Annotated in this window: 20 protein-coding genes; 6 read left to right on the top strand and 14 right to left on the bottom strand. The window is 38.4% G+C overall.

Annotation, left to right across the window (positions count from 1 at the left end; translation table 11 throughout):
* Positions 1-33 precede the first annotated feature (33 nt).
* From GVV19_RS09340 to GVV19_RS09325, 4 genes are all read right to left on the bottom strand, one after another.
* Entirely contained in the window at positions 34-2,352 is a 2,319-nt protein-coding gene (locus GVV19_RS09340) for an HAD-IC family P-type ATPase (protein WP_159647212.1), read from the bottom strand.
* A gap of 13 nt (positions 2,353-2,365) precedes the next feature.
* On the bottom strand, positions 2,366-3,175 hold the full coding sequence (locus GVV19_RS09335) for a LicD family protein (RefSeq protein WP_159637862.1): 810 nt from the start codon (positions 3,173-3,175) through the stop codon (positions 2,366-2,368).
* 193 nt (positions 3,176-3,368) lie between these two features.
* Complete coding sequence (gene rsmD, locus GVV19_RS09330) at positions 3,369-3,917, bottom strand: 16S rRNA (guanine(966)-N(2))-methyltransferase RsmD (RefSeq protein WP_159647210.1); 549 nt, start codon at positions 3,915-3,917, stop codon at positions 3,369-3,371.
* On the bottom strand, positions 3,914-5,146 hold the full coding sequence (locus tag GVV19_RS09325) for an FtsW/RodA/SpoVE family cell cycle protein (RefSeq protein ID WP_159641509.1): 1,233 nt from the start codon (positions 5,144-5,146) through the stop codon (positions 3,914-3,916). The genes rsmD and GVV19_RS09325 overlap by 4 nt, the downstream gene beginning before the upstream one ends.
* 137 nt (positions 5,147-5,283) lie before the next feature.
* Between GVV19_RS09325 and def the strand changes: the two genes are divergently transcribed.
* Genes def through GVV19_RS09305 form a run of 4 tightly spaced genes read left to right on the top strand, consistent with a single transcriptional unit; the run spans position 5,284 to position 9,164 of the window.
* Positions 5,284-5,856 (top strand): peptide deformylase, encoded by a 573-nt coding sequence (gene def, locus GVV19_RS09320; protein WP_159637869.1) that lies wholly within the window; start codon positions 5,284-5,286, stop codon positions 5,854-5,856.
* Between the two features lie 8 nt (positions 5,857-5,864).
* Entirely contained in the window at positions 5,865-7,820 is a 1,956-nt protein-coding gene (gene rnjA / locus GVV19_RS09315; protein WP_159647208.1) for a ribonuclease J1, read from the top strand.
* Complete coding sequence (locus tag GVV19_RS09310; protein ID WP_159647206.1) at positions 7,810-8,610, top strand: metallophosphoesterase; 801 nt, start codon at positions 7,810-7,812, stop codon at positions 8,608-8,610. Before rnjA ends, GVV19_RS09310 begins: the two co-directional genes overlap by 11 nt.
* The gene (locus tag GVV19_RS09305) at positions 8,592-9,164 is read left to right on the top strand and encodes a class I SAM-dependent methyltransferase (protein WP_268891708.1); all 573 of its coding nucleotides are present in this window, start codon (positions 8,592-8,594) and stop codon (positions 9,162-9,164) included. The genes GVV19_RS09310 and GVV19_RS09305 overlap by 19 nt, the downstream gene beginning before the upstream one ends.
* Here the strand turns inward: GVV19_RS09305 and GVV19_RS09300 are convergent.
* The 9 genes from GVV19_RS09300 to trmB form a co-directional block, all read right to left on the bottom strand.
* Positions 9,130-9,636 (bottom strand): NUDIX domain-containing protein, encoded by a 507-nt coding sequence (locus GVV19_RS09300; RefSeq protein WP_159647202.1) that lies wholly within the window; start codon positions 9,634-9,636, stop codon positions 9,130-9,132. The two genes, GVV19_RS09305 and GVV19_RS09300, sit on opposite strands and share 35 nt — an antisense overlap.
* A 262-nt stretch (positions 9,637-9,898) precedes the next feature.
* Positions 9,899-10,894: a LacI family DNA-binding transcriptional regulator gene (locus tag GVV19_RS09295; RefSeq protein WP_159641505.1), complete on the bottom strand. Its 996-nt coding sequence runs from the start codon at positions 10,892-10,894 to the stop codon at positions 9,899-9,901.
* Between the two features lies 1 nt (position 10,895).
* On the bottom strand, positions 10,896-11,582 hold the full coding sequence (locus GVV19_RS09290) for a hypothetical protein (RefSeq protein ID WP_159637883.1): 687 nt from the start codon (positions 11,580-11,582) through the stop codon (positions 10,896-10,898).
* Positions 11,575-12,018 carry a hypothetical protein gene (locus GVV19_RS09285; RefSeq protein WP_159641504.1) on the bottom strand — a complete coding sequence of 148 codons (444 nt, stop codon included), beginning with the start codon at positions 12,016-12,018 and terminating at the stop codon, positions 11,575-11,577. Before GVV19_RS09285 ends, GVV19_RS09290 begins: the two co-directional genes overlap by 8 nt.
* A 47-nt stretch (positions 12,019-12,065) precedes the next feature.
* A complete protein-coding gene (gene murC / locus GVV19_RS09280; RefSeq protein ID WP_159641503.1) occupies positions 12,066-13,391 on the bottom strand; it encodes a UDP-N-acetylmuramate--L-alanine ligase in 1,326 nt (441 codons plus the stop codon).
* Positions 13,378-14,013 carry a hypothetical protein gene (locus GVV19_RS09275; protein WP_159647200.1) on the bottom strand — a complete coding sequence of 212 codons (636 nt, stop codon included), beginning with the start codon at positions 14,011-14,013 and terminating at the stop codon, positions 13,378-13,380. The genes murC and GVV19_RS09275 overlap by 14 nt, the downstream gene beginning before the upstream one ends.
* Positions 14,014-14,028: 15 nt before the next feature.
* Positions 14,029-14,721 (bottom strand): hypothetical protein, encoded by a 693-nt coding sequence (locus GVV19_RS09270; RefSeq protein WP_159637891.1) that lies wholly within the window; start codon positions 14,719-14,721, stop codon positions 14,029-14,031.
* Positions 14,714-15,781, bottom strand: a complete 1,068-nt coding sequence (locus tag GVV19_RS09265; RefSeq protein WP_159641501.1) for a M42 family metallopeptidase — start codon at positions 15,779-15,781, stop codon at positions 14,714-14,716. Before GVV19_RS09265 ends, GVV19_RS09270 begins: the two co-directional genes overlap by 8 nt.
* Positions 15,771-16,412, bottom strand: a complete 642-nt coding sequence (gene trmB / locus GVV19_RS09260) for a tRNA (guanosine(46)-N7)-methyltransferase TrmB (RefSeq protein WP_159647198.1) — start codon at positions 16,410-16,412, stop codon at positions 15,771-15,773. The genes GVV19_RS09265 and trmB overlap by 11 nt, the downstream gene beginning before the upstream one ends.
* A 95-nt stretch (positions 16,413-16,507) precedes the next feature.
* Here trmB and GVV19_RS09255 point away from each other — a divergent pair, with 95 nt between their 5' ends.
* Entirely contained in the window at positions 16,508-17,566 is a 1,059-nt protein-coding gene (locus tag GVV19_RS09255) for a tRNA(Met) cytidine acetate ligase (RefSeq protein WP_159647196.1), read from the top strand.
* A 71-nt stretch (positions 17,567-17,637) separates the two neighbouring features.
* Here GVV19_RS09255 and metK read toward each other — a convergent pair whose 3' ends face one another.
* Positions 17,638-18,732, bottom strand: a complete 1,095-nt coding sequence (metK, locus tag GVV19_RS09250; RefSeq protein ID WP_159637899.1) for a methionine adenosyltransferase — start codon at positions 18,730-18,732, stop codon at positions 17,638-17,640.
* A gap of 383 nt (positions 18,733-19,115) precedes the next feature.
* Between metK and GVV19_RS09245 the strand changes: the two genes are divergently transcribed.
* Positions 19,116-19,733 carry an enhanced serine sensitivity protein SseB C-terminal domain-containing protein gene (locus GVV19_RS09245; RefSeq protein WP_159647194.1) on the top strand — a complete coding sequence of 206 codons (618 nt, stop codon included), beginning with the start codon at positions 19,116-19,118 and terminating at the stop codon, positions 19,731-19,733.
* The last annotated feature ends 144 nt before the right edge of the window (positions 19,734-19,877 follow it).

Here is a 19,877-nt window from a genome sequence, read left to right as displayed (position 1 = left end):
AAACACAATAAAAAAAAGACACTTCATTGTGTCTTATTTTACATTGCTTGAAGATGCGTATCGATTCACGATTCGATCAATTATTTTAGTGAGTACAAATAGAGTCGCAAGACCAATAAATGCAAACATTACAGTTAAGACTGTTTCGTGTGAATTCAAACGTGCAAGATGCATTGGTTTATACAAGAAATAACAAACCGTAATCAAACTTGTTGCCGATAAGAAAATCACACCAATTCGTTTCCAATTCATTGGTTGGAATAGCTTCACAACCATGACCAGTGATAAGAATATCGTTACGAAATACATCATTGTCTGACGAACTGGTAAAGGCATTGGTTGGAATAGAATCAACACGAATACGACAGCAGTTGCTGCAGCATTCGGAAAGATATTTTTCATAATACTTGGGATAATAGCCTCTTTCGGTTTCGCGTAGTTTGATTCAAAGGTTACGAACGATGATGGCATCCCCTCGACAAACATGCTCATGATTGAGACTTGGAGCGGTGTGAATGGATAAGGTGTATTCATAAACACTGCCACAAGAGCTAATAAGAAGGTTAGCAACGTTCCAAGGTAATACATCGATGCTGATCTGGATATATTATTGGTGACTAAACGACCTTCCATAACAACGTCTACCATTGTTGTAAATTCATTATCCAATAAGATGATTTGTGCAGCTTGACGGGCTGCACTTGATCCAGCACCCATAGCTATCGAACAGTCGGCAGAACGAAGTGCTAAGACATCATTCACACCATCACCAACCATAGCAACACGTTGGCCATTTTGTTGCAGCATTTTAACCATTTTTTGTTTTTGATAGGGTGAAGCGCGGCCAATAACATTGTAATTAAGTACAGCTGCCTCCAGTTCTTCATCCGATTCAATTTGACTTACATCAATTGCTTTATCGCCATTTTGAATTCCTGTTTTCGTAGCAACCGCCATAAGCGTATTGATATTGTCACCAGAAATAACTTTAACGTTGACTTCATTGTTTTTGAAGAAATCCAATGAGTCATACACATCCAAACGAACAGGGTCTGCAATCGCAATCAATGCTGTCGGAATTAAATCATCAGGACGAACAATCTCATGCAGTTCATCAGGTGTTCGCGCAACGAGAAGAACACGCGCACCCTCACTTTGATACTGAATTGCTTGTTCTGGTAATTCATAATTATCAATTAAAAATTCAGGTGCACCAAGGAATACTGTCCCATGACCTTCATATGTCATCGAACCCCATTTACGAGCAGATGAGAATGGCGAGACATGAATCGGATGAATATCACATTCACCAGAGAAGAACGATTTCATCGCTAATGTTGTAGAATCAGAATCCGTTGAGTTACCCACATAGGTACTTATCATTGGTAATGCTTTCGTTTGTTCTTCTAAATAAATAACATCTTGAACCGTCATTTCTCCAGCTGTTAATGTTCCAGTTTTATCGATACACAGCACATCTACTTTGGATAACACTTCAATACTATAGATTTCTTGTACTAGGGTTCGTTTTTGAGCAAGTCTAAAAACAGAAACACCAAATGATAAACTTGTTAAAAGAATAAGACCTTTTGGTAATAATCCAAGAAGGACTGTCGATGTTGATAGTACAGTCATTCGCAAATCTTGATGACGGAATACCATCGCTTGAACAACTAGAATAATTCCGATTGGCAGTACAATTCGAGTACACCATCTGGTAATCCGTAAAAATGTCTCCATGAGCTCAGACTCAATTGGCGTATAATTACGTGCTTCATTCGTTATTTTTTGGGCAAAACTATCGAGTCCAACGTGTGTAGTACGGGCATATACGGTGCCACTTGTTACAAAACTTCCGGACAGAAGAACTTCCCCACTATTTTTCATAACAGGGACTGATTCTCCAGTTAAGTTGGATTCATTCATCTCAGCAGTTCCTTCAATGACAACAGCATCCGCAGAAACTTGGTCTCCCACTCGATAAAGAACCACATCACCTAAAACAAGTGCTTCACTTGGTATATTTTCGATATTGCCTTCACGTATTACCTTAGTATCTTGAGCAATTAATATATTCAAATTCTCAACGATGCGCTTTGACCGTATTTCTTGAAAAGATCGAATCGCAATATTCATAATAATGACGTTAAGAAAGAAAACACTTAAATACTCACCAACAAATACCAGTGCAGCAGCAATCACAACATTATACAAGTTAAACAAGTTAAATGTATGGCCCATTATTATTTGAGCATTCGATTTAGACTTTGTTTTTGGTATAACATTGACATTCCCGCGACTGACTTGCTGATCAACTTCGTGATACGTTAATCCTGTAATCTTTTTATTCATCGCTACCATCTCACTAAATTTCTATATCATCAATATGTTTCGGTTTCTGTTGTTTTTCTGGTGGAAATTGCATGTAGGACTCCCCAAATAGCGATACTAGATACTCGTGGTATCCAGGAGGCATTGGTAACATATGTCCTTCAAATTCCATATCTATCGTTGGCCACATTACTTCGTTTGGCACGCGTTGGTCTTCTAATTTTGGAAAGAATGTCCATGTTAGATTAAGCGCTGTATATTTCGAATCTTTATGTTTCGCAGCATAACGTTTCGCACGATTGTTGAACCATCGTTTAAGTGGCGCTGCTTGGATTCCAATATTATCCAAGAAGACAAACATCGGCATACATGCAATCGAAAAGCAAAGGCTTGATAAGTACTTAAATTTACTTTCCGATACCTTATCAACCGCAAAAACGTCAATAAATAGACCATCACCTTCACATTTATTCATCAGTAATGAGTTTTGTTCTTTAACATAAGTTCCGCCCATACGGAATTTCATTTCAGGAATTAAGACATTATATGCATCATCTTTTTCCAGGCAGTGATAATAGTAAGGTTCTTGAATTTCATCTGGTAATATTTCCAATAATTTGTGATATGTATCATAGGTCATCATGACATCAACATCATCATCCCAAGGAATAAACCCTTTATGACGGACCGCACCCAGTGCCGTTCCGTATCCTAATGCGTATTCAAGATTGTGTTTCTTACAAATACGGTCAAATTCTAAAAGTATTTCTAATGTTTTCATTTGTACGTCACGAAGGGTAATTTCTGATCCATCTTCGCGAACTTTTAATATATATTTTTCCATGGTACCCGTTTCCAGTCTTTGTACATTATATGTTATCTTAGTTGATTCGCAACTAACAATAATGTCATTTTATCATACTTATTGTCTTAAAAGAATGCTCACAGTGTTCAATCCCATGATTTTACATACCTAAAAAACATAAAATTATGGTTTATTTGCAATTTTCCATACTTCTTTTGATAAAAACACCACATTATTGTGGTGCATGTTCATAGAACTTTACTTTTGAAATGCCATACGATTTCGTGTCATAACAGTGCCAATCGCCAATTTGATTGCTTAAATCTGCGCGACTATCCATTTCAACAATCACGATACTATCCGTATGCAATAGATTGCCCTCAATCAAATTTAGAAAAACACTCGGTAATTCGGTATATGCGTATGGAGGATCCATAAAAATCACATCGAACGTTCCAGATAATCGCTTTGTTACTGTCAGGGCATCTCCCTTTTGTACTGTCACTTGTTGTGTCACATTCAGTGTCTTAACATTATCTTGAATCACTTTGAGTGCTCGGCTATCTTTTTCAATAATCGTTGCGGCATGCATTCCTCGACTGATTGCCTCCAATGCCATGGCACCACTACCTCCAAACACATCAAGAAATGTACCACCATCAAAGTATGGTCCAATTTTACTGAAGATAGCACCTCTTACTTTATCTGTTGTTGGTCGTGTCGTCTGTCCTGACAAAGTCTTAAGGACACGAGATCCGTGGGTTCCAGCTACGATTCTCATAAGCCTTGTTGCTCCATTCGTTTCTTTTGCGCTAATACTTTTTGCTCTACATTGTAGTTACTGATGACATGTTGAACCAAACCAATTGCAATCATAATGGCCATTTTGCTTGAACCACCCGCAGATACAAAAAGTAGCGGAACTCCAGTCAATGGCACAAGACCCGTCACCCCTCCAACATTAAAGACAAAGTGAATCATTAGGTATGAAGCCACACCCACTAAGATAATTTTATCCCGTTCGAGCTTAACATAAAGTGCATACTTGAATGTATTGTAGAGAATCACACCGTAACCTACTAAAACGATAAGAATTCCAAAAATACCAAGCTCTTCAACAACTATTGCGAGTACAAAGTCTGTCTGCGCCTCGGGTAAGTATCCGAGTTTATTAAGACTGTTTCCATACCCTTTTCCAAATAAACCTGCGTCCAAACCTTGAATCATTGCTACAAGACTCATGAATAACTGGTATGAATCACCATATCGCTCTCCTAAAGGATCGGCGGATGATTTAAAACGTCCAAGCATATAGTCATGTGCTCCAATTTTATTAAGAATGCTTTCAACCAAATGTAAACCCGTTTCGGTCCCTAAAAATACCACTAAGACGATACCTACCAAGAGGAAAATCGTCATATATTTTTGAAACTTATCAAGTTTTCGATTGGAAGGCACCAAGAAACACATATAACCGATTCCAAGAAGTACGACTGCAGACCCAAGGTCTCTTTGAAGTGCAATAATAATAGCACTGAAAATAAGAATAAAGATTAAGGGTTCTTTGACCAAATCCCATGTCTTAGCCACTCGATGACGTTGCTTGTCCCCCAAGTTAATTGCTACAAGAATAATTACCCAAATCTTCGCAAACTCGGCTGGTTGAATCGTAATTGGTCCAAAACGAAGCCAAGCCCGTGCCCCATTAACAGGCGGAAAGACAAGTACCGATAACAAGACTGCGATCACGCAAAGGCTAATAATTCGTTGATACTTTGTTACCAATTTAAACGAAAAATTACGAGCTGTAAAAATCATTAATACATAAGAGATAACGACAAAACCCAGTTCCTTCGCACCCGCGAATAATAAGGAACCGTTTGTTGCATCCGTGGACATACTCGCTGAAATAACCATTAAAACTCCGAAGAGATTTAGAATTAAGACTGCTGCATGAATCGCACGGTTATAGCCCGCAGGCATTTTAAGTGAGAATCTGTTCTTTTTCATACGATTATCATAGCATAACTTCCTTGAAAAATATGCGAAAGCCTTTCAAAAATGTTAAAAATACGCTAAACTATACCTAACGAGTTTATGTCAAACAATCATAAAGAACTCATATTTTGAATAGAGGAATTTTTAATATGCATAAAATAAATATGGACACAATCGTCCAAGACCCAAATCCCGTTTTGCGTCAAAAAGCAAAACCGGTATCTTTTCCTTTGCAATCAGAGGATATTGAAACTATCGAATCAATGCTGAAATATGTGCGTGATTCACGCGTCGATGAACTTGCAGAAAAGTATAATCTACAACCAGCAAATGGTATTGCGGCACCTCAAATTGGTATTTCAAAGCAAATGACAGTCATCGTCATCGAAGATGAAGACAAAGACGGTAATTACTTTGAAATCGAGTATGCGTTAATCAATCCACGGATTGTTTCCCATGCGGTTCGTAAAGCAGCATTATCATATGGTGAAGGATGTCTATCCATTCAAAAAGTATATGAAGGCCTCGTACCAAGAAGTCAGCGCATCAAAGTTGAAGCGTATGATTATCTGAGAGGCGAAAACGTTACAATTGTCGCAAAAGACTTTTTGGCAATTGTTTTACAACATGAAATTGATCATTTAAACGGTGTGTTATTCTACGATCATATTAATAAACAAGATCCATGGGCACACGATGATAAACTCAAGATTATAGAATAGGAGCTATTATGGCAGAAAATAACAATTCAATTCGCAAAACCGATACCCTTGTATATGCTTTAGGTGGTTTAGGCGAAGTTGGTAAAAATATGTACGTCATTGAGCACGATGATGAGATTATCATCATTGATGCCGGTGTCATGTTCCCAGAGGATGATTTGCTTGGCGTTGACTATGTCATCCCCGACTTTTCACATCTTGTAAAAAACCAACACAAAATTAAAGCATTAATCATTACTCACGGTCACGAAGACCACATCGGAGGAATTCCATTTCTTCTACAACGCGTAACCATTCCAATGATTTACGCACCACGTTTTGCGAAAGCACAAATCGAACGTAAACTTGAAGAACGTAAAATTAAAACAAAGCACAAAATTCAAGAAATTAGTTCTGAATCAAAAGTTACAACAAAACATTTTGTAATTGGTTTCTTTAATGTCGTTCACTCGATTCCTGATGCTTTAGGTGTTCTTGTAAATACACCAAACGGAAGAATCGTATCGACCGGTGACTTTAAGTTCGACTTAACACCTGTTGGTGAAAATCCAGATTATCAAATTATGTCTTACATGGGAGAAATCGGTGTCACACTTCTTATGAGTGATTCGACCAATGCTCAAGTGAGTGGATTCTCAATAAGTGAACGGGATGTTGCGAAAGAGATTAATCGCATCTTTAAAAAGGTTGAAGGTCGTATTATCATTGCTACCTTTGCCTCCAACGTTTACCGCGTCCAACAAATCATTGAAGCAGCAATCGCACAAGATCGAAAAATCGCCGTATTTGGACGAAGCATGGAAAACGTAATCACTATTGCTCGAAAACTAGGTCATATTAAAGCATCAGATAAAAACTTCATCAATGCTAACCAACTCAATAAATTGCCTGCTGATAAAGTTCTTGTACTCTGTACAGGATCTCAAGGTGAGCCCCTTGCTGCGCTTAGCCGTATCGCAAACGGAACACACCGACAAGTAAGCATTATTCCTGGAGATACTGTGATCTTTTCATCAAGTCCAATCCCTGGAAATGGGCCAAGTGTGTCACAAGTCGTGAACCGCCTCAGTCGTGCTGGAGCAAACGTCCTTACTAATTCACCACTTAATTCACTTCACACTACAGGTCACGCCTCCAAAGATGAGCAAACCTTGATGTTACAACTTATTAAACCAAAATACTTCATGCCAATGCATGGGGAATACAAAATGTTAAAAACACACAAAGAAACAGCTATCGAAACAGGGGTTAAACCTGAAAACATCTTTATCTGTTCTAACGGTGATGTACTCGCAATTCGAAGTGGCGAAGTCTTCCAAACAGACGTTCGTATTCAGGCGGATGACATCTACGTAGACGGTAACGACTCCAGTGGACTTTCTACTGCAGTTATTAAAGACCGTAAAATCCTATCTGATAGTGGATTGGTAAGTGTCGTGGTTACGATTGATTCCCGACAAAACAAGATATTGGCTAAACCAAGTATCGTAAGTCGTGGTTTCGTTTTTATTAAAGAAAATCAAACGCTTCTCAAAGAAGCAGAACAAGTTGTGTACGAAGCACTCAAAAAGCGTATGCAAAAGAAAGTTACATTTGGTGAAATTAAAAATACAATTCGCGGTTCACTAGAACCATTCTTGTACAAGCACACCCAACGTAATCCGCTTGTAATTCCTGTTATTCTAAACCAAAGGCAAACTGTGGATGCATCAGCACCACAGAAAAATGCCAAGCAAAAACAAGGGAAAGCTCAAAAGCCAAAACAAAACAAGCAAGGTCAGAACAATAAACCCAAAGCTGAATCAAAGGATCAAAAACAAAACAGTCCAGCGAAACAACAACCAAAGCCTAAGAAAAATCCCAATCAACAAGTAAAGAAACCCGCTCAAGCGAAAGCAAAACAACCGACGAAAACTGACGTTGTAAAGCAACCTGAAACTTCAGTAGAAACTCATGAAGCGTAAGAAAAAACAAATAATTTCCTTACTTATTATATTTTCATTACTTGTTGGAGTTTATTTAGAAATGACTGTGTTTTCATTAAGTCGGGTATCGCTTCGCTTCGAAACTGTAGTATCCGAAAAGATTCCACCTTCATTCCATAATGCATCAATTGGTGTTATTTCGGATGTGAATGGAAATATCTCAAACTTAAATAAAGCTGTTGATCATTTAAAAATATATCAACCGGATATCGTTGTCTTCTCTGGTAACTTATTCGACGAAACAACAACCGCAAGTGATGAAGTTGCCATCCGTGACTTACTCACAAGTATTCCAGACAAACTTGGAAAATATGCGGTTCTTGGTAGTGGCGATATTCCAAGTTCAAACGACACAGCACGTCAAACCCTTCAAACTTCTGGGTTTCGCATTCTCGACAACAGTGTGACCCCAATTCATAAGCAAACGAATGAATCAATTCAACTTGTTGGCTTGAACACAAATGCAAGTATTACCTATCCAACCGTTGTTGATGGTGGCTTTGTTATTGCTATTGCACACAATCCGGATGTCTACGACAGTTTACGAGATCAGACCATGGATGTCATGATTACTGGGAAATCTATGAATGGAAAAATAAGGCTGCCACTCATTGGAGCCCTATTCCCATCCAGTAAGTACAATGAGAAACGCAAACAATATGATGAAACCATTATGATTCAAAGTTCTGGTGTAGGCACAAGCAAACCAGAATTTAGATTGTTTACAAATCCAGATGTTGTTATTATTAGATTACAAAACCCTCAGTAAATGAGGGTTCTTTTTTTGAAAGGACGATACTTATGAACCATAAACAACTAGCCCATCTTTTTATGCAGAAGTTTCTTGATGAAACGAGCAACGTTGTCGATATGACAGCTGGCAACGGTCACGACACTTTGTTCTTAGCGCAACATGCAAAACATGTCACAGCAATCGATATCCAAGCAGAGGCCATCAGAAGCGCCCAAGAGCGCACTAAAGAGTATCACAACATTACTTATCTAAATCAGAGTCACGACCTTGTAGACTACGCCCTAATCGCACCTATAACCGGCGCCATCTATAATCTCGGATATTTACCATCTAGTAACAAAGAAATCATTACAACTGCCGCAACTACTATTGCTTCATTACATCGCATTCTTCCTTATGTTGATGGATTTATCGTCGTATCCTGCTATCTCAAACATGACGGCGGATATGACGAGTATCTTGCAGTAAAAAACTTCGTAGAAGCTTTAAACAAGCCATACGAAGTTCTTGAATACGAGACGCCATTGAGTCCCGTTACCTATTTAATTGATTTAAGTAATAGTCAATAATGAAACGCTCCCGGTCATGGACTAATTCATTAACCATTTCCCGGGGTTCATTTAGAATCTCGCGCCATGCCTCAGGCGTTTTCCAAACCACTCCATCAAACCATTCTTTCTCAGCATCGGTCCACGCAATCGATGCTTTTTTTGTAGTTCGAACGACAAAGAAATGATGCATGGTAATCACTTCCAGTAAATTGTAACGATTAATCACTGAACCAAGATACGATTCAACCTCGCACTCATAACCTACCTCTTCAAGGACTTCTCGTTTGATCGCTTCAACAAGAGTCTCAGAACCTTCTACACCACCCCCTGGCGTCTCATAATGATCACGTGGTCCAAAGATATCATTTCCTTTAACATGCATCATTCCGACCTCATTGTGCTCGTTCAGAACAATAGCTCTGGTGGTCTTGCGAATGGTTGTAAATCCAGTATTTGGATATAATGTGTCATAAAATTCATGTAGTAACATTTTTGTGCCCCCTAAAATAAAAAAGACGCTGCTGCGCCTTTCAATGAAGTTGTCTATCGAACAAATATCTTGGGTGGGGGGGTAAAGATTATTTGTTGATAAACGATTGGCCATCTCTGACCATGTATAATATTACCTCTTTCGATAGTTTCTGTCAATAGATAAACACAAATATTTAATTTTCTATATAAATCACATTATTCATACCTTTCATTAAAATATTAAGTATTTGTGAAGATAAGAAAAAAAGAGATTGCTCTCTTTAGTTTCGTGTTGATTGACGTGGTGTATAAAGGTAACTGAGTTCAATTTCTTTATCTTCCACCTCATCGTCATTAAGCATTTTGGTAAGGACGCGCATTGATACCGCACCCAAGTCATATGCAGGGATTGCAAAGCTTGAGAGACGAGGACGTACCATTGAATTGTATTTCGAGTCAATTAAGCAGACAATTTCTAAATCATCTGGAATTGACATTCCACGTTCATGTGCAGCATTCATGGCCGAGATGGCTTGTGAGTCACGGTTAGCAATTAAGAAGTCATAGTCCATATCCTCGATGTGATCTAAGAAATAATCATACGAGCGACGGTATTCCGATGGAATTTCGATATACCCTTCTGAATCACGTCCCATTTCAGCGTAAGCACGACGTACACCTTGAATCATTTGATTTGTTGTAAAGTCATTCTTGCGATCTTGGATAATACCAACTTTACGGTCTTTATTCTTAGCAAGTTGGTTCATTGTGAGTTCATAAACTGCTTTTTCAATATCAACATATACTGATGAAATTTGTTTATCTGACATCTTATTTCCAATAATAACGATTGGGAATTGATATTTACTTAACTCTTCCAATTCATTATCCATTAATTTGTCGTTATAAATAATAACACCGTCGACACGGGACTTAATAACATCATCAATAACATCTTTGATATCAACAATTCCTTCTGTCATCGTGTGTAACATAATGCTATACTTGTAAATTTTCGCTACATCGATCAAACCGTTAATGATTTGGCCAGTATATGCAAAGCTCGCTTCTGGAACAAGTAACGCAATTGTTGTTGTTTTTTGAAGTGCTAAACCTTGAGCGATAGCATTGGGCTTGTAACCAAGCTTATCAATAGCGGATTCGACTTTAACACGTGTTTCTTCACGAACAATTTCAAGTCCGTTTATAACCCGTGAAACTGTAGCAAGGGATACTCCCGCTTCTTTTGCTACGTCGTATATAGTGACGCGTTTCATATTAATTATCATCCTTCTGTTCAGTTGTGTGTTCAGTCACATCTTCAATGACATCACGTAGTTCATCAGTTGATGATACGTAAATTGAGGATGGATCTGATGGTTTTTCTTTTGTTTCAGACACTTTATCAGCAACGAATTTAGATGTATCTTGGATGACTTTAGCACCATAATCGACAGCTTCCTTCGTTTTTTCTTTCAGTGTTTCTACATTCTTAACAACAGTTGGATTTGTTGCAAATTCATCCCAACTATCTTGTACTTTTTTGAACCCTACTTGTGCAGAATCAGTAATGCGATCGATTGTACCTGAATCTTCGACACGTTTCATCATATCTTTAGCTTGAGTATAGACACCACTTGCAAAATTTTGAACATCTTCTAAGAATTCACTTTTGTTTGGTGATGCTTCAATGACATCATACGCAGATTGGATAAGTTGAATATTCTTGTCATAAAGATTTTCAGTACGTTCACGTACAAGACTTTCACTTCTAAATCCAGAAATCATTTCCAGTGAACGAACATTCATATCATTTATGGTATTGATTGTTTTATCACGGAATGTGAAGAGGCGATCTTGATTGGCTTTGGTTGCAATGAGTTCATTACTTTTACTATAGAAATCGTACACCACATCGTCTATTTTATAAACGAGTTCGTTGAGTATATCATCATATTTAGTCATAAATTCCAAAATCCTCTACTTTCTCTTCAGCTTTTCGGGCTTCTGCTTCTGCATGTTCACGTGCTTCTTTTCGTACTTCTTTTTCTTCTTTTCGATGGGTTCGTTGTTGCTGGTTGTTTCGGAACCATTCAACGATTGCATCGGAATGCTTGATTGACATATTAACTGCCTTACTTGCAAATCCTACAGCAGAATCATTTACAAGGTCTACTGTATTCGAAACGTTGTTTAAGGTAGTAAGTGGTGCATCCAATTTGTCTACTGATCTTTGTGTAGCATCTATTACCCCATCGATTTTTGTGACTGTCTTTGGAAGTTCTTGTACGATTTTATAGATTCGATAAAGAATCATCGCAAGCAAGACTAAGCAAACCACTCCAATTGTTGGTAATAGTACAAGTGATACGTCGTGTAAACTCAATAGTAATTTATCCATCTTTTCACCTCTTATAGTTATTATTATACGTCTTTATGAAAAATGTTTCAATCATTGAAACGACGTTTCAACGCATCTTTGAAATCATAAATATCTTTGCTGCTCATAAATACATAAACAGCAGGACCGTATTTCTGAAGTTGATCTAACGATTCTTCTGATCCTTCATCAACAACGATGCTTCCTTTGATACGATCTTGAAGGTATGTTATATCAATATCGATACCTTCTTCTTGGTCATCAATACTTGTAAATGGCATCAGCGCAACATGATCCGCTAAATTAAGCGCATCGGCAAATGCATCAGCAAAGTAATAAACGCGACCTGTTCGGTGTGGTTTGAAAATCGCAACCAAGCGACGGTCTGGATAACGCGTATGTGCAGCTTCCAACGTAACTTTAATTTCAGTTGGGTGGTGCGCATAATCATCGATATAAATATTTTCTTTGCCTTCTTCAATTACAAATCGGCGTTTTGCGCCTTTAAAATTCTGAATTCCCTTTTCAATGGCATCAACAGCAATTCCTTCATAAAGACCTACACCAATTACTGCTAGCGCATTAAGAATCATATGATCGCCCACAAGTGGTAAATCAAAACGCTTTACGAATGTATCATTATGATAGACATCGAAAATGCTATGTGTTGTGGTTCGTTCTATATTTCGGGCTTGAAGGTTATTAGAATCTGAGAATCCATAGGTCCATACAGTCTTATCTTTGAAATCTAAATCGCGATAATGTGGATCATCACCCCATACAATAATAAGCTCTTCGACGTTTTCAGCAAATTCTTCATACGCCGATAGGTAATCTTTTTCAGATTTAAAATAGTCTACATGATCAATTTCAAAATTGGTCATGATTGCTACCTTTGGACGATACGCTAAGAAATGACGACGGAACTCACAGGCCTCAACCGCAAAGTAATCATCTTGGTTTGATAAATCACCACGTCCATCACCAATTAGATAGCCAGTATTTTTTGAATAATCAAGCATATCCTTTAACAGTGTTGTCGTCGTTGTTTTCCCGTGTGATCCACTGACAGTAACAGTTCGAAACTTCGAGACCAAATCACCGAGATAATCGTGATAACGATAAACGGTAACTGTATCGTTTGACTGTGCAGCAACCACTTCTTCGTGGTCATCACCAAACGCATTCCCAACAATAACAGTCATACCATCTTTAATATTGTTAGCATCAAAGTCCAAAATTGGGATTTCCAATGCGCGAAGTGAATCTTCGGTAAAGAAATGACGTGAAATGTCTGAACCTGCTACATCATAATCGAGATTACGCATGATTTTGGCTAACGATGCCATCCCAGTCCCTTTAATTCCAACAAAAAATAATTTATTTTGATTCATGCTTATCAAGCTCCTCAAGATAGTCATAGAGTGATACTTGGACTTCTTCCTCTGTACGCTCTGGTGCTAACAATTCAGTGACATCCATATCCATGACATCTTCTGAGATTTGTTCATGTACAGGTTCTGTTACTTCAATTTGTCCAAACATTGGACTAATCACACTTGTTTTAGGTGCACGTGATTTTGCATCTTGATAGTGTGGTTTTGCATTCGAAAGTGGTTCCGCACCATTATCAGAACCACCAAAAATTGGACTGATAATTTCCTTACGTTGATATTTTACCTCACGACGTGCAGAAGTTTTTTCCTCTGTTTTTACTTTGGATTCTTTCACTTCAGGATGCGTATCAATATCCACATCAATCATCATCGATTTACGTGTTTCTTGAGTAGACTCTGCACTGTTGTGAATTTCTTCTTTTTGTGAGTCTTTAAATGTCGGCGCAGGTGTTGAGACTACGGAAGCAGGCTCTACTTTCGTTTCCTTTGGTTTTGCGACCATTGGCTTTAGATTTGGAATAACAAGTGATTCCTCTTCTTTTTTATCATGCTTTTCAATTTCTTCCTCAATCACAATTTCCTCTTCTTTGAAGAGAAGTGATGTTAGTTTTTTAAACATTTTTAATCGTTCCCCCTACTCTTTTGGCGTTTCCGCTGGTTGTTCAGTCTTTGGAACTTCGATCGGATTATCTGGGTGAAGTTGATTGTAGATTTCAATCAAGCTTCCTTCCTCAGGTACTTTGTGATCAAAGAAATTTTCATGAACGGCTTTATAGTCAATGATTTCTTTGTTTGAGTAGTATGCAACAACTTCGTCTTCATTCACTTCCGTGCTTCGCATTGTTACAAACATAGAATCGGCTACATAAGCTAGATTTGATGGTGATACGATTCCGACTAGGGTCACGATACCATTTTCTAAGATTATTGTCTTTTTGTTACCGCTTGGTAAGACTGTAAAGATAAACTGACGTTCAACATCATTACGGTCTAAATAGGTCCCTGATTGGGTATACTCAACGGTATCTGCATTCAATTTCGTTTCGAGAACTGCTGAATCATAGTACTTACGCCCGATAATCTCTGATACATCTAAAGTCATCATGACGGGCTCTGACATCACAGTCATCATGGTTGAGAGTTGTGTGGTTTCTTTGACGCCAGTATCTGGTAAGACATAATACTTCAGATACTGCTTGTTTTTATTTGGTGATTGAACAAGAGGTCTGGATAAGGCATCCTGTACAACCGCCTCATAAGGTTTTGGCGAACTACACCCAGCAAGAATAACTAACACTAGGGCACTCGCGATGATTCGTTTAAACAATCACATCACTCCAAACATTGCTATCCATGAATCGAACAATTGCTTCTTTTGCTGCAGTATAGTCATCCGTATCAAGAATACTTCCTGACGTATGTATATTGCGAGCAACCACACAACATGTAATTGTTTTGATTCCTTCATTGGATTTGTGGACGATTCCTGCATCAGTTCCACCTGGAGAATAGTAGAATTGATGTTTAATATCATGTTCAACACAAATGTCTTGTAGTTTGTAAATTAGATCCTTGGTTGCAATCATGCTACCATCTGCCATTCGTAAGAGAATTCCAGCTCCTAGTTTTCCAAGTGCTTCTGAATCCATTGTATCGATTGCTGGTGAGCAATCAAGAATAATTGCAAGATCTGGCTTAATAAGTTGTGTAATCGTCTGGGCACCGCGAAGTCCGACTTCTTCTTGAACACTTGCACCAACATAGAGATCATAATCTAATTCTTGGTCTTTGAGTGCATCCAGTAAATCAAGTCCCATGACACAGCCATAACGGTTATCAAATGCTTTGGCAAGAAGACGTTTCCCACCATTGAGAATCTCAAATCCACCATCAACAACAATCATGTCTCCAGGTTGAATTCCCATGTTTTTGATATCGTCAGCATCCGTTGCCCCCACATCCACAAGCATTTGTGGAATATCGATAGGTTTTGCACGATCTTCAGGACTCAACATATGTGGTGGAATGCTACCGATTGTTCCAGGATAGATATCACCTTTACGCGTTGTAACGCGAACACGGTGTGCTAGTAACGTCTGATTAAACCATCCACCAACCGGATGAATCTTTAAAACACCTGTTTTTGTAACTTCTTTGACAAGAAATCCAACTTCATCCATATGTCCTAAAACCATGACACGTTTGGCATTGGGATTCTTACTTTTACGTACTGCCATAATACTTCCAAGATTATCCTGGATAATCTCATCAACACCAAGCTTTTCATATTCTTTGCGCAAGTATGCAGCAACTTGATGTTCATGTCCACTGACACCATCTAATTGTGTCAATGTTTCGAACCATTGTAATTGTTGTTTACTTAACATCTTTTTTCCTCCAAATTGCTCTAAATATTGGTTGCCCCATTTCATGGAACTTGTGTTCATATTCCGTGAAAGGATCGTTATCATCAGTTGTTCGGAAATCAACGTGGACATCTACTAATTCAAATTTGTGACTGCCAACGCTTACCAAGGAATAATTGAAGAGTCCAACATTATCTGTTTTCATCCAAATTTCTCCTGTATCAGTGAGTACGTCATAGTAATCATCTAATTTTGTCTTGTAGGTTAAACGGCGTTTTTCATGTCGATTCTTTTTCCAAGGATCACTGAAGTTTAAATGAACCACATCAACCTCTTTCGGTCCAAACATCTCCGAGAGTTTTTCGGCATCACCATAGATGAAACGTTTTCGTTCACCCGAGTTGCTTTCTAACTTTTTGAGTGCGATAGAACTTGCTGTAAAATCGCGCTCCATTGCTACTATCCCGCGTTCAGGGTATAGGGCTGACATTTGATGCCAATAATCCCCTTTTCCTGCACCAATTTCCACATGGAGTTTATCGGTCTTTAGGGTTTCTTTCCAGTTGCCTTTAATGGCTTCAAAATCGCTTATTAAATAATCAGAAAATTGTTCGAAAACCTCCGAACTCCAGTCTTTTTTACGTAATCTCATGTCTTATACCTCTTTATGTTCCTATTGTATCATGCTTACATTATGAATATCGTATTTTTTACATTATTTTCATCATTATGTGATAAAATACAATTATGACAAAAAAATACAGTGTAACAGGCATTGTCGTGGAATATAACCCACTTCATAATGGCCACATTTATCATATCAAGAAGGCCCGCGAAATCACAAATTGTGATGTTTTAATTGCGGTCATGTCAGGCAATTTTGTCCAGCGTGGAGAACCCGCATTTATTAATAAATGGGAACGCACTGAAGCAGCATTAAATCATGGTGTTGATATCGTGATTGAACTTCCCACACCATTCGTTTTACAAAGCGCTGACTTTTTTGCAGAAGCGGCTGTGACACTTTTACATCGTATGGGCGCTGACACCATTGTCTTCGGCTCGGAATCCAATAATATAGAGCATATCAAATCACAATTTCATTATGATCCAGACGTAGGTCAAAGCTATGCTCGACAAATGGGAACCTCTCGCAATGCTAATGATATTCTTGGTTTTCAATACATTCGTGTCGCTGAAATGCTTGGCATCGCTACACGTACAATCCAACGCACAAACAATTATCATGGAACAGACATTGACTCGGACATCGCCTCCGCAACCGCAATTCGTAATCACTATGGTCACAAACCAGTTTCACACACGACCCCTTTAGATCTTGATCACAGCACATTGCATCGCCTTGAAGCCTATGATTTACAAATACGCGCAATCATACTTCAAAACGATACATCGTGGTTACAATCGATTCATCTTGTCGACGAAGGCATCGAAAATCTCTTAAAGAAAAATGTTCACCTTCCCATCACGGAACTTATTGAAGCTTGCGTCTCAAAACGCTACACACGATCTCGCATCCAACGTACTTTAATGATGATTTTACTTGGCATTAAACGTTCCGATGTGATTTTGCCATCAAATACCCGCATTCTTGGTATGACGAAAGCTGGGCAAGCGTATTTGAAAGCTCAACGGGAAGCAACTAATGCTGTAACGGCCTATAAGTATTATGACGACAATAATTTAGAAATGCGTGCGACACTTGCATACAGTATGCCATATCCTAAAGACTATCGAGATTGGTTGATACAAATGGAAAAGTCTGGTTTAATACGGACTGAATAAGATACAAAAACGAATCCAGAACATGTTCCTCAACTTATGATTGACGGAGCGTTCCAGATTCGTTTTTTATTTTAGAATTTTAATGGTTTAATTGCTTCCCATGGGAAACCATCACGACCAAAATGGCCAAAGTTTGCACTTTCGCGGTAAATTGGACGTAACAAATCAAGTTCTTTAATAATATTTCCAACTTTGAAATCAAAGTTAGCGTTAATGATTTCCAAAATTTCTGCTTCTGGACGTTTCGCGGTGCCAAATGTATCAATATGAATTGACAATGGATCGGATAAGCCAATTGCATAACTTAACTGAATTTCAATTTTGTCTGCTAATCCAGCAGCTACCACCGACTTCGCAACATAACGGGAGAAATATGCAGCCGAACGGTCAACTTTTGATGGGTCTTTTGAACTAAAGCATCCACCGCCAATGCGACCAACACCACCGTATGTATCAACAACAATTTTACGGCCTGTCGTGCCTGAATCACTAAATGGTCCGGCAATACTGAACTCGCCACTTGGATTGATAATAAAACGCGTTTCATCTGTAATCCAGTGAGCATCGATTGTTGGTAAGATAACATCATTCATGATTGTTTCTTGAATTGTTTCCAATGGTATACCAGCTTGGTGCGACGCACTGACTAAGACAGTATGGACATACACTGGCTTGTTGCCATCGTACGCAACGGTAACTTGTGTTTTTCCATCAGGTAATAACCAATCAATCGTTGCTTTAGCCTCACTAAGACGTTGGGATAGCGCATGTGCCAAAGCAATTGGTAGTGGCATATAGCTTTCAGTTTCATTCGTTGCATATCCAAACATAATCCCTTGGTCACCAGCGCCAACACTTTCATCACTCACAACCGCATGATTGATTTGTGATGACTGCTTGTTAACTTTCACTAAGACATCGTAGGTTTCTTTGTACCCGATATCAGCGAGAACTTGCTTCGCAATTGCAGCATAATCTACTGTTGCTTGTGTATTTGCCTCACCATAAACAAGAATAAAATCATCTTTAATGGTAGCCTCAACTGCCATTTTTGAGTTCGCATCTTCTTTCAATGCTGCATCTAAAATTGCATCTGCGATTTGATCACAGATTTTATCAGGGTGACCATCTGTCACACTTTCTGATGTAAAATATACGTATTCCATTCTAATACTAGCCTCTTTTTCTAACGACATAAAAAAAAGTCCTAGCAACAACACTAAGGCTCATTATTAAATAATGATAGCTCATCGTTGTTAGCTGTACCACCTTACATTGTGTAGGTTGGTATGAGGTCAACGAGCTAACTCTCTACCTCAACTCTTGATAATCGCTAACCAATTATATGATATCTTTTTGATGATTGCAAGTACACTAGCAATCATTTCACAAACAAATTGTCGCTTTGACGTTTCCAGTGAGTACAATCAAGTGCATGTATCAAAGACCAAAATCTGTATTCTTCTATAATTTCTTTTTTACCCATTTTAATTATATTTCCGTTTCTTTATTTTATCCGTGTTATAGTATAGAAAAGGAAGTACGACTTATGACACAACTTGATACAGCACTTCAACAATTAGTTAATGACTATTCTCAGAAAGCCGAGGCAGCGTTCGAAGCTGCATTGCGTGATACTCATATCTATATAATTCAAGATTTCTCCATCGCAACCGATGATGGCATCACCATCATTCCTGTTTTTTCAAACGATCGCTATGCAGAAGAAATGGGTGTAGTTGATTCACCCATTCACGTTCAATTTCTACGTGACCTCACGTTAAAACCAAATTATGAAATTGTAATTAATCCCATGCATGAAGCAATTTCACTGGATAACTCAATGCTTGAACTTATTTTCGATGAAAATCCGGAGGTTTCGATTAAACCAGCCGATAATACGGCACTCATGGTTATCTTTACATTAAAAGATCGACTGGAGGCATATGGTGATATTACAGCCGCATCGCTTGGAATCCTCCAAACCGGTAGACGTAGCGAATTCGTAGTTATTATCGATGGTGTTGAGGAAGAGACTGCGCTACGAGAGATTGCTGAAACGCTCTTGGCTGACATCAACGCTCCTCTTCCGGTAGATTTGTATCCGCGTAATTCTGAACTCGGACACGCCATTGCAAACATTACGAAACCATTTTATACCAAATAAAAAGTAGCCGAGGCTACTTTCCTAAATTCAAATCTCAACCGCACCACCAAGGTGCGGTTGTTTTTGTATAATAAAAGGAGCCCACCCGACTAAAAGGAGCTCCCATATGAAGTATAAGCAATTAAATAGAAAAATAAAAGACCA

Origin of the sequence: Erysipelothrix anatis (genome assembly GCF_009828745.1) — a bacterium.
GTDB classification, from domain to species: Bacteria; Bacillota_I; Bacilli_A; order Erysipelotrichales; family Erysipelotrichaceae; genus Erysipelothrix; species Erysipelothrix anatis.
This window is presented reverse-complemented; position numbering and strand designations above follow the sequence as displayed.